Annotated in this window: 7 protein-coding genes; 5 read left to right on the top strand and 2 right to left on the bottom strand. The window is 68.7% G+C overall.

Annotated elements, in window-relative coordinates; genetic code table 11:
- Window positions 1–98 precede the first annotated feature (98 nt).
- Complete coding sequence (ligA, locus tag RIV14_RS10970; RefSeq protein ID WP_075373588.1) at window positions 99–2555, top strand: NAD-dependent DNA ligase LigA; 2457 nt, start codon at window positions 99–101, stop codon at window positions 2553–2555.
- Between the two features lie 94 nt (window positions 2556–2649).
- On the opposite strand, the gene RIV14_RS10965 is transcribed toward ligA, so the two are convergent.
- On the bottom strand, window positions 2650–4509 hold the full coding sequence (locus RIV14_RS10965) for a L,D-transpeptidase (RefSeq protein ID WP_075373589.1): 1860 nt from the start codon (window positions 4507–4509) through the stop codon (window positions 2650–2652).
- A 414-nt stretch (window positions 4510–4923) separates the two neighbouring features.
- Here RIV14_RS10965 and gatC point away from each other — a divergent pair, with 414 nt between their 5' ends.
- From gatC to RIV14_RS10945, 4 genes are all read left to right on the top strand, one after another.
- The gene (gene gatC, locus RIV14_RS10960; protein WP_075373590.1) at window positions 4924–5229 is read left to right on the top strand and encodes an Asp-tRNA(Asn)/Glu-tRNA(Gln) amidotransferase subunit GatC; all 306 of its coding nucleotides are present in this window, start codon (window positions 4924–4926) and stop codon (window positions 5227–5229) included.
- Window positions 5226–6767 (top strand): Asp-tRNA(Asn)/Glu-tRNA(Gln) amidotransferase subunit GatA, encoded by a 1542-nt coding sequence (gene gatA, locus RIV14_RS10955; RefSeq protein ID WP_075373591.1) that lies wholly within the window; start codon window positions 5226–5228, stop codon window positions 6765–6767. The genes gatC and gatA overlap by 4 nt, the downstream gene beginning before the upstream one ends.
- Entirely contained in the window at window positions 6764–8260 is a 1497-nt protein-coding gene (gatB, locus tag RIV14_RS10950) for an Asp-tRNA(Asn)/Glu-tRNA(Gln) amidotransferase subunit GatB (RefSeq protein WP_075373592.1), read from the top strand. The genes gatA and gatB overlap by 4 nt, the downstream gene beginning before the upstream one ends.
- A 326-nt stretch (window positions 8261–8586) precedes the next feature.
- A complete protein-coding gene (locus RIV14_RS10945) occupies window positions 8587–9975 on the top strand; it encodes an NAD(P)-dependent malic enzyme (protein ID WP_075373593.1) in 1389 nt (462 codons plus the stop codon).
- Between the two features lie 121 nt (window positions 9976–10096).
- Here the strand turns inward: RIV14_RS10945 and RIV14_RS10940 are convergent, their stop codons facing one another.
- Entirely contained in the window at window positions 10097–10282 is a 186-nt protein-coding gene (locus RIV14_RS10940) for a hypothetical protein (protein ID WP_075373594.1), read from the bottom strand.
- Between the last annotated feature and the right edge of the window lie 560 nt (window positions 10283–10842).

Raw genomic sequence — 10842 nt, 5'->3', positions numbered from 1 at the left:
AACCCCGGGTGTGGACAACCTCGCCGTTCGGGGATGCTCATGCTCACTGTGGATACGCGCTGAGCCCGGTGTGAACCCGGTTGGGGGAAGATGGCCCCATGACTGACACCGATGCGCTCCGCGGCTCCGCCCCCGCCCCGGCCCCCTCCTCGGCACGTTCCGATCAGCGCGGCCCCGTGGATCTGAGCGCCATCCCCACCGCCGCCCGGGAACGCTGGAGCGAGCTGGTGCGTGACATCGAGGCCGCCCGCGACGCCTACTACAACGCGATCGATGCCGAGAGCCCCCTGTCCGACGCCGACTACGACACTCTCTACCGGGAGCTGGAGGAACTGGAGGCGGCCCACCCCTTCCTGGCCCGAGCCGGATCACCGACCCGCTCCGTGGGTGGGCGTGCCGTCACCGACTTCGCCCCCGCCCCGCACCACGAGCGCATGTACTCCCTTCAGGACGTCTTCTCCCTCGACGAGGTCCAGGAGTGGGCTGAGCGCATGGTCACCGAGACCGGGGTCGGCGACGACGACCTCGCCATGACCGCCGAGGTCAAGATCGACGGCCTGGCCGTGGCCCTGACCTACGAGGACGGCATCCTCACCCGAGCCGCGACCCGCGGCGACGGCACCACCGGTGAAGACGTCACCGGCAACGTGCGCACCATCGCCTCGGTCCCCCTGGTCCTGGCCGGCGACGCCCACCCCTCCCTGCTCGAGGTGCGCGGCGAGGTCTACTTCCCCACCCAGGACTTCGAGGCCTTCAACGAGGAGCGCCGCACCCGAAACCTGCAGCGGCAGGCCGACGGCGCCCCCCTCCTGCAGGTCTTCGCCAACCCGCGCAACGCGGCAGCCGGCTCGCTGCGCCAGAAGAACCCCGCCGTCACCGCCTCCCGGCCCCTGGCGATGATCGCCCACGGGGTCGGCACGATCGCCCCCGCACCGGGGGAGGAGCTCCCCACCCGCCAGCACGAGTGGTACGAGCTGCTGGCCGGCTGGGGGCTGCCGGTGTCCCCCTACAACGCCGTGGTGAGGGGCCGCGCCGAGCGCGAGGCCTACATCGAGCGCTACGCCGCCCACCGCCACGACCTCATCCACGAGATCGACGGCATCGTCTTCAAGCTCGACGACCACTCCCTTCAGCGCCGCCTGGGCCACACCTCCCGGGTGCCCCGCTGGGCCACCGCCTACAAGTACCCGCCCGAGGAGGTCCGCACCCGGTTGCTGGACATCGCCGTCCAGGTCGGACGCACCGGCCGCGTCACGCCCTTCGGCATGATGGAGCCGGTCCTGGTCGCCGGCTCGACGGTGGCTCGCGCCACCCTCCACAACGCCACCGAGGTGGCCCGCAAGGGCGTGCGCATCGGGGACATGGTCATCGTGCGCAAGGCCGGTGACGTCATCCCCGAGATCCTGGGGCCGGTCGCCGACCTACGTGACGGCAGCGAGCGGGACTTCGTCATGCCGACGCACTGCCCGTCCTGCGGCACCGAGCTGGCACCGGCTAAGGACGGCGACGTCGACCTGCGCTGCCCCAACACCCGTTCCTGCCCCGCCCAGCTCACCGAACGGATCGCCCACATCGGCTCCCGGGGCGCCCTGGACGTCGAAGGGCTGGGAGATGAGGCCGCCGGCGCCCTCACCCAACCCGACGCCGGACGCCGCGAGGCCCTGACCGCGCTCGCGGCGGGGCGGAGCCTGGAGACCGAAGGTGGACGGCTCAGCCTTCCGCCCGGCGAGCTCGACTCCCTCCACGTCTCCCAGCGGGTGGAGGCTGTTGAGGAGCTCCTGAGGCAGGCGGGGATCACCGGGCAGACACCGGTGCTCACCGGCGAGGCCACCCTGTTCGACCTGACCGAGGACGACCTGCGCGAGGTCTTCGTCTGGCGCCCCGTCTCCCGTCGTGGGGTCCCCACCGGGGACTGGCGCCTGAGCCGCTTCTTCTGGACCAAGCAGACCTACGACGCTGACGGGCGGGTCAAGAAGGCGACGGTGCCGGGAAAGAACGCCACCGCCATGCTCTCCCAGCTCCGGCAGGCCCGCAGCCGCCCGCTGTGGCGCATCCTGGTGGCCCTGTCCGTGCGCCACGTCGGCCCGACTGCCGCCCGGGCCCTGGCGGTGCGCTTCAGGTCCCTGGAGGCCCTGTGCCAGGCCGACGTCACCGAGCTGGCTGAGGTCGACGGCGTCGGACCCACCATCGCCGAGTCCTGGGCACGGTGGCGTGAGGTCGACTGGCACCGCGAGATCCTCAGCCGCTGGGAGTCCGCCGGGGTCCGTACCCGGGAGGAGGTCTCGGAGGAGCAGGAGGAGCCGGCGCGCACCCTGGAGGGCCTGACCGTCGTCGTCACCGGCTCCCTGGAGGGATTCACCCGAGACAGCGCCAAGGAGGCCATCGTCTCGCGCGGCGGCAAGGCCTCGGGGAGTGTCTCGAAGAAGACGAGCTTCGTCGTCGTGGGGGACAAGGCGGGTTCCAAGGAGACCAAGGCCCGAGAGCTAGGACTGACAATCCTCGACGAGGAGGGCTTTGTGGCGCTCCTGGATGGAGGACCCCAGGCGGTCTCCTGAGGGCTCACGACTGGGGCGGGGCACCTCCTTTGTCGGAAGGTGCCCCGCCCCAGCTGCGACTTGGCTGATACTGGCTCTGATACCTGATACCGGCTCAGTAGTGGCTCTGGACCACCGTGTTCGTGTCGGCCCAGTTGTAGATCCACTGCGCCTCGGAGACCGGCATGTTGACGCAGCCGTGGGAACCGGAGTACCCGAAGCTGGAGCGCCACCCCGCACCATGGAAGGCGTAGCCGCTGTAGAAGTAGCTCACCCACGGGACGTCCTCGGCGACGTAGGGGGAGCCGTCGGCGTTCTCACCCCGCATGGTCTGGGACTCGTACTGCAGGTAGACCTTGTAGGTGCCGGTCACCGTCGGGGTATCGGCGGCGCCGTCGACGATGGAGACCGGGCCGTGCACGACGGTCGCCCCCTCGTAGGCGGTCACCGTCTTGTTCGACAGGTTGAGGTCGACCCACTTCTCACCCGGGGCGGCCTGGTAGGGCAGTTTCTCCGCGCCATTGGCGATGGTGCGCTCCTTCCACTCCGCCTTGACCGTTGTGGCCTCGAAGGAGCCGGAGTAGGCCTTGTTGCTGCCCAGGGACTGTGTGATCGCGGTGGACACCGCATCGGCGTTGTTAACGGTCTTGCCGTCCTTGGCCTCTGTCGGGGTGGAGACCACCTGACCACTGGCATTGACGTTGCGCTCGCCGGTGACGGGCTCGGAACTGGCCTCCTCGGCCTGTGTCTTGACCCACTGGGAGACCTTCGCGGAGTCCACAGCGATGGTCGGGGCGGAGTCGACCGAGTTGGTGACCTTGATCCACGAGGCCTTGTCCGTGTCCTCCGCCGTGTAGGAGTCCTCGCCCATGGTGATGGTGACGTCCTGGGAGACCCAGCTGTTGGCCTTGTCGGCAACCTTCTGGGCGTCGGAGTCGGAGACCTTCGGGTCGGCATTCGTGATCTTCAGCGAGATCGACGACGAGTCCAGGGACGTGGCGGCCTTCTGCGCTGCCTGAGCCAGGGCGTCGGCGTCCAGGGAGGAGCCCGTGGACGAGCTCGTGATGGTGAAGGTGGTGCCGTCCTCGCCCAGGACCACGGTGGCGTTGCGCGCCTTGGCGCGGTCCTCGGGGATCAGGGAGGTGGCGTAGCTGCTCACCTTGGTCTTGTCAGTGGTGGAGACCACCGGGACCTCGCCCTTGCCCTGGGAGACCAGGGCGCGGAGCTTCTCGCCGAGTGTGTCGCCTCGAGCCATGACGGCGTCGGCGGTGGCCTGGGCGTCCACAGTGGTTCCCAGGTCCGCCAGGGAGGCGCTGGCGGTGACGTCCCCGGAGATGTCGACCTTGGTGCTCTTGGCGCGCTCCTCAATGGCGGCCACCACCTCCTGCCGGCTCTTGCCGGAGACGTCGGTGCCGGCCACGGTCGTGCCCGGGACGGCCCGGCCGTCGTAGTGCGCGGCGTAGGCATAGCCTCCGGCACCGACGACGCCCAGCAGGATGAGCGCGGCGGCCGCGACCCCCAGGGGCCAACGGCGACGACGCCACGGCTCGTCCGGGGACGACGGGGACGACTCAGCATCGGGGGACGTGAGCGCAGGGGAGAGCGCAGGGGAAACGGCCGTGCCCGGGTCGGCTGCGGCGGGATAGTCGGCGCCGGCGGTGTCCTCGGTTCCCGAGGCGTCCTCGGTGCTCGGCTGATCACTCGGCTCGCTGCCGGAGCCCGGCTCCGAGGGCTCTGAGGTCACTGCCGGGACGACCGCCTCAATCTCCTCGGTGCTGCTCTGCTCCGCGCTCATACCGCTTGCGGCGGTGTTGGCGGAATGCGCGTGCGGTGCCGCGACTTTTGCAGCCGCCTGGAAGACGGACTGACGACGCACGCCTTCGGGCTGCCCGTAGGGCGTGGTGAGCACAGGGGTCTCGCTCTGTGAGGCTTCTCCCTGGTGCTGTGCACCAGTGGGGGAAGTGTTGCCGCTCATGCATCCTCATCCCTCGGCCACGGGCCCCGTGTGGGGAGGAACGTGGCCGAATCCAGTGGTCCATCCGACCTCCGGTGGTCCAAGGACCTGGATGGAGGTCTGATCCAAGGGCTAATCCTGGTCCGACCTGCGTCGACGCGGCAGCGCCGTCGCCGGCGGGGCGGTCCTCACCCTGGTGATCACCATGACATCCGTGAAACCACACGATGTCAATCATCTTCAGGGATGAGGCTCTGTGAGATCGCACGAATTCGGTGCCGGGTCAGTTTCGCCGGATTCCGAAGGCGCGGCGCCCACACCGCCTTCAGGGAAGAATGGTGTCGATGAGGGCCGGACCGCCCTGGCGCTCCTGCTTCGACGTGATGTCGACGTGATGCGGCCGCAGCCCGGCTCAGCCCGGCTAGACTCCACACTATGTCTACTATTTCCACTGATGAGGTCGCACGGGTTGCGGCGCTGGCTCGGGTCGCCCTGAGCGATGAGGAGGTGACGCGCCTGGCCGGAGAGCTGGACGCGGTCGCCTCCTCCTTCGCCCGGGTCACGAGCGTGGTCACGCCCGACCTGCCGGCGACCTCCCACCCCGTGCCCCTGACCAACGTGCTGCGTGAGGACGTTGCCGGCCCCACGCTCGACGTCGACGAGCTCCTGGCCGGTGCGCCGGCCTGCGAGGACTCCATGTTCCTCGTTCCTCAGATCCTGGGGGAGGACTCCGCCTCATGAGCTCTCACAGCACCAACGCCCTGGCCGGCCTCATCAGGAGCAGCGCCGCCGAGCAGGCCGCGGCCCTGGCGGCGGGGGAGGTCTCCTCCCGCGAGCTCACCCAGGCCCATCTTGACCGCATCGCCGCTGTCGACGGCGCCGTGGGGGCCTTCCTCAACGTCGATGCCGAGCGCGCCCTGAGCCAGGCCGACGCAGCTGACGCCGCCCGCAAGGAGGGCCAGGCGACCAGCGAGCTGACCGGTGTGCCGGTGGCCGTCAAGGACCTCATCGTCACCCGTGGCCAGGTCACGACCGCCGCCTCACGGATGCTCGAGGGGTGGGTGCCGCCCTATGACGCCACCCTTGTGCGTAACCTGCGCGCCGCCCGCACCCCGATCCTGGGCAAGACCAATCTCGACGAGTTCGCCATGGGCGGCTCCACCGAGCACTCGGCCTTCGGCCGCACCGCCAACCCCTGGGACCTGGGCCGCATCCCCGGAGGATCCTCGGGTGGCTCGGCCGCCGCCGTCGGCGCCTACGAGGCTCCCGTGGCCGTGGGCACCGACACCGGAGGCTCGATCCGCCAGCCTGCGGCCGTCACCGGCACGGTCGGCGTCAAGCCGACCTACGGCACGGTCTCGCGCTTCGGCGTCATCGCTATGGCCTCCTCCCTCGACACGCCCGGCCCCATGGCCCGCACGGTGCTGGACACCGCTCTGCTGCACGACGTCATCGCCTCCCACGACCCGCTGGACTCGACGTCCTTGCCGGACGCGCCGCGCGGCATGGCCGCCGTGGTCCGGGCCGCGCAGGAGGGACGGGACCTGACCGGCCTGCGGGTCGGCGTCATCTCCGAGCTCGACGGCGGAGAGGGCTACCACGACGGCGTCGTGGTCTCCTTCCACGCCGCCCTGGAGCTGCTCGAGGCGGCCGGAGCGCAGGTGGAGACCGTCTCCCTGCCGCACCTGGAGTACGCCCTGGACGCCTACTACCTCATCATGCCCGCCGAGGCCTCCTCCAACCTGGCCCGCTACGACGGGATGCGCTACGGCCTGCGCGTCGAGCCGACGTCGGGACCCGTCACCGCCGAGACCGTCATGGCGGCCACCCGAGGGGTGGGCTTCGGCGACGAGGTCAAGCGCCGCATCATCCTGGGCACCCACGTGCTGTCGGCCGGCTACTACGACGCCTACTACGGCTCGGCCCAGAAGGTGCGCACTCTCGTGCAGCGCGACTTCGCCGCCGCCTGGGACAAGGCGGACATCCTCGTGTCGCCCACCGCTCCGGTGACGGCCTACCGCTTTGGTGAGAAGGACGACCCGCTGGCGATGTACAAGCTGGACGTGACCACGATCCCGGCCAACCTCGCGGGGGTGCCCGGCATGAGCCTGCCCTCGGGCCTGAGCGATGACGGGCTTCCGGTGGGCTTCCAGATACTGGCGCCGCAGAAGGCCGATGACCGCCTGTACCGCGTGGGCGCCGTTCTGGAAGCCGCGCTGGAGGAGACATGGGGGGCGCCGCTGCTGTCGCGTGCGCCCGAGCTGGAGGAGACACGATGAGTGACACGCTGATGGATTTCGACGAGGCCGTTCGTCGCTACGACCCGGTCCTGGGACTCGAGGTGCACGTCGAGCTGGGGACCGCCACCAAGATGTTCGACGCCGCCCCCAACGTCTTCGGCGCTCAGCCCAACACGATGGTGACCCCCACCTCGGTGGGGCTTCCCGGTGCGCTGCCGGTGGTCAATGCCCGCGGCGTGGAGTACGCCATCCGCATCGGCCTGGCCCTGGGTTGCGAGATCGCGCAGTCCTGCCGCTTCGCCCGGAAGAACTACTTCTACCCGGACCTGGCCAAGGACTTCCAGACCTCCCAGTCCGATGAGCCCATCGCCTACGACGGCGCCCTGGAGATCGAGATGGAGGACGGCTCCTTCTTCACCATCCCGATCGAGCGGGCCCACATGGAGGAGGACGCCGGCAAGAACACCCACATCGGAGGCGCCGACGGCCGCATCGAGGGCGCCAGCCACTCCCTGGTGGACTACAACCGCGCCGGTGTGCCGCTGGTGGAGATCGTCACCCGTCCCATCGAGGGCGCCGGCGCCGGGGCACCTCAGGTTGCCGCCGCCTACGTGCGCACCCTGCGCGACATCTTCCGGGCCCTGGGGGTCTCCGAGGCGCGCATGGAGCGCGGCAACGTGCGTGCCGACGTCAACGTCTCCCTACGCGAGTCGCCCGATGCGCCGCTGGGCACCCGCACCGAGACCAAGAACGTCAACACCTTTCGTGGGATCGAGCAGGTCGTCCGTTACGAGATCCAACGTCAGGCCGCCATCCTGGCCTCCGGGGGAGAGGTGCTTCAGGAGACCCGTCACGGCCAGGCCGACGGCACCACTCGCGCCGGTCGCGTCAAGTCCGACGCCGACGACTACCGCTACTTCCCCGAGCCGGACCTCGTGCCGGTGGCGCCCAGCCGCGAATGGGTCGAGGAGATCCGTGCGGGGCTGCCCGAGATGCCCGCGGCCAAGCGCCGTCGCCTCAAGGCCGAGTGGGCTCTGAGCGACACCGAGATGCGCGACGTCGTCAACGCTGGGGCGCTCGATCTCATCGAGGCCACCGCGGCAGCAGGAACCACCGGTCAGGCTGCCCGCAAGTGGTGGATGGGCGAGCTCTCCCGCAGGGCCAAGGAGCAGGAGACCGCCCTGGAGGACATGGCCGTCACGCCCGAGCAGATCGCCGAGCTGCAAGGGCTGGTGGACTGCGGGCGCCTGACCGACAAGCTCGCTCGCCAGGTTCTCGAGGGGGTCCTGGCCGGAGAGGGTGATCCTGAGGCCGTGGCCGCCGCTCGCGGGCTTGAGGTCGTCTCCGACGACTCCGCGCTGCTGGCCGCCGTGGACGAGGCCCTGGCCGCCAACCCGGACGTGGCCGACAAGATCCGCGGCGGTAAGGTCCAGGCGGCCGGCGCCATCGTCGGAGCCGTCATGAAGGCGACCCGCGGCCAGGCCGACGCCAAGCGGGTGCGTGAGCTCGTCATGGAGCGCGTGCAGGGCTGAGGCGAGTCTTCTCGCCACTGGTCTGCTGAATCCCCCCGCGCGTTGTCCTCCCGTATCGAGGGCGGCTCGGAACGGTCCGGCCCGTCACCGCTGCACCCAGCCAGTGGTGACGGGCCGGACTGTTTGTTGCCGGCAGCTGCCCGGAGCCTCCTCGGCGGCTCGCGTCAGTGATGGTGGGCTTGCGCACAGGGTGAGATTGCTTGCGAAAGCCGCTGCGAATCTCAGTATCTGATCACAACGGGACCGTTATCCGAGTGGCTGGCGGCCGGTGGGGGTTAGGCTCAGAGCACTTGTCTCAAGTCCCGCCTGCCCCACGAGGAGTGCCCATGGTTCAGCCCAGTCCCAGTTACACCGTCGCCCTGTATCTCGAGGTGCCCGCCTCCCAGAAGGCGGTGGCCCGCCTGGTCGACACCGCCACTGCGACTGGCGCCATCGTCACTGGTGTCGATGTGGCCGACGCCGATGGTGACAAGCTCACCGTCAACCTGACCGCCGACACCCGCGACTCCAAGCACCGCAACGAGCTGGTCGCCAAGCTGGAGGAGATCGACGGCGTCGTCGTCCGCAATGTCGGTGACTCGACCTTCCTGACTCACGTCGGGGGCAAGATCGAGGTGACTGGCAAGTACCCGATCCACAACCGTCGTGACCTGGCCCGCGTCTACACCCCCGGTGTGGCCCGCGTCTGCAAGGCCATCTACGACCACCCCGAGCGTGCTCGGATGCTCACCATCAAGAAGAACACCGTCGCCGTCGTCACCGATGGGACCGCGGTCCTGGGCCTGGGGGACATCGGACCGTCGGCCGCCATGCCTGTCATGGAGGGCAAGGCCGTCCTGTTCAAGCAGTTCGGCAACGTGGACGCCTGGCCGGTGGCTCTGGACACGAAGGATCCTGAGGAGATCATCTCCATCGTCAAGGCCATTGCCCCGGCTTACGGGGGCATCAACCTGGAGGACATCGCGGCCCCCAAGTGCTTCGACATCGAGGCCCGTTTGCGCGAGGAGCTCGATATCCCCGTCTTCCACGACGACCAGCACGGCACCGCCATCGTGACCCTGGCGGCCCTCATCAACGCTCTGAAGATCGTGGGCAAGAAGATCGAGGACGTGCGCATTGTCCTGTCCGGTGTCGGCGCGGCTGGCAGCGCCATTGCCAAGCTGCTCATGGCGCACGGAGCCACGGACATCGTCGGTTACGGACGCAGCGGGGCTCTGTCCTCGGCGAACACTGAGGGAATGAACGAGCACCGCAAGTGGCTGGCGGAGAACACCAACCCGCGTCAGGTGACCGGTTCCCTCAAGGAGGGCCTCAAGGGGGCTGACGTCTTCATCGGTGTCTCCTCGGGCAACCTGCTCGAGCCCGAGGACCTGGAGGTCATGAACGACGGCGCCATCGTCTTCGCCATGGCCAACCCGATCCCGGAGGTCGACCCGATCCGTGCCGCCGACTACGCCGCCGTGGTGGCGACCGGACGCTCGGACTTCCCCAACCAGATCAACAATGTGCTGGCCTTCCCGGGCCTCTTCCGCGGCCTGCTGGACACCGGCATCACCGACATCTCCACCGAGCTGCTTCGGGCCGCCTCCACCGGTATCGCCTCGGTGATCGCCGACGACGAGATCAGCCCCGTGTACATCATCCCCGGTGCCTTCGACACCCGGGTCGCCGACGCCGTGGCCAAGGCGGTCCGCAAGTTCGCCGAGACGGAGTGAGGGCTGTTACGTTCCATATGACGCGGCAAGGGGCGTGAGACACCCGCGGGTGTCTCACGCCCCTTGCCGCGCTCAGTACATGGCCTGAGCTCGCTCGTCAGTCAAGACGGCGTCGGCGGCATCAGCGCAGCCAGGAGTCGCCGACCAGACGAAACCACCAGGTGCCCAGCCCCAGGGTGTCGCCGGCCCCGAGCATTCCGGCCATGAACAGCCAGTCGCCGGCCGGATTGGCCAGCAGCTCGAAGGCGCTCCCGACGGGGCTGTTGACCGCCACACCCTTGATGAAGCCCTGGGTGCTGACCTCCATAGATCCAGGCCATCTGACGAGGCGTGGAGAATCCGACGCCGGACGCCAGGCAGTTGAGCAGTAAACCGATTAGCCGATAGTAGGTGCGTCGGGCTGGTCGGTGGACACTGACGAACGGCGAGGTGCTGCTGCTGCACATGCGGGCGGTTACTGAAAGTGTTGGGATGTCGCCGAAAAGTAGGTGTGTCCTGGATCATGGGCTCCCGGTTTGACGTCCGTGGGGTGGACCTGCCTAAAGTACAGCCCGCTGCCGAACGGGCCGGGCCTGGCTCAAGGCCTTCCGGTAGCGGATCTGCTACGGCGGAACGTCGATCGGTGTGACCGAGAGCAATGCTCATGAGGTTGACGCTGAACCGGCAAATGTTCTAAGGTAGCGGAGTTGCTCGCCAGAGCGAGGTTAAGTCGGAAGACTTGATCGAGCCTCGGCTGGGTGTGTTGTTTGAGAACTCGATAGTGTGTCATGTTTTTTATGCCATTGCCCTGGGGGCTGCGCGTGACTTTGGTTGTGTGTGGTTTTTGGGGTTTGTTTTGTTTTGGTTTGCCTGGTCCTCGCTTCTTTT

Source organism: Actinomyces acetigenes (assembly GCF_031296635.1).
GTDB lineage: Bacteria > Actinomycetota > Actinomycetes > Actinomycetales > Actinomycetaceae > Actinomyces > Actinomyces acetigenes.
Note: the sequence above shows the minus strand (reverse complement) of the source record. Positions and strands in the feature narration are given on the sequence as shown.